Source organism: Neisseria sp. P0004.S004, from assembly GCF_051963335.1.
In the GTDB taxonomy this organism is placed as follows: Bacteria; Pseudomonadota; Gammaproteobacteria; order Burkholderiales; family Neisseriaceae; genus Neisseria.
This window is the reverse complement of sequence record NZ_JBQCUK010000026.1, coordinates 1-233: the sequence shown is the minus strand read 5'-3', so window position 1 is coordinate 233 and position 233 is coordinate 1. Positions and strand designations below refer to the sequence as shown.

Below are 233 nucleotides of genomic sequence, written 5' to 3'. Positions count from 1 at the left end.
TGCAGATACCAGGCCGTCTGAAAGCAGGCCGAAGTCGGCTTCGGGCTGATGGGGCGGATTGTCCACCAGCCACAAATGGGGGAGACGGTTGTGTTCCTGCATACGCTGTGCAGCCAGTCGTGCAGCTTGGAAATCAATGTCGGTCAACACGTCGCCATTTACGACCAAAAACGGCTCGTTGCCCAAAATCGGCAGGGCAGTGGCAATGCCGCCGGAGGTTTCCAGGCCTCCGG

General features: G+C 59.2%; 1 pseudogene. It reads right to left on the bottom strand.

Going from position 1 to position 233, the window contains the following annotated elements:
- Positions 1-233: pseudogene (locus ACTHRY_RS11100) on the bottom strand (nucleotidyltransferase family protein); the annotation flags it as partial.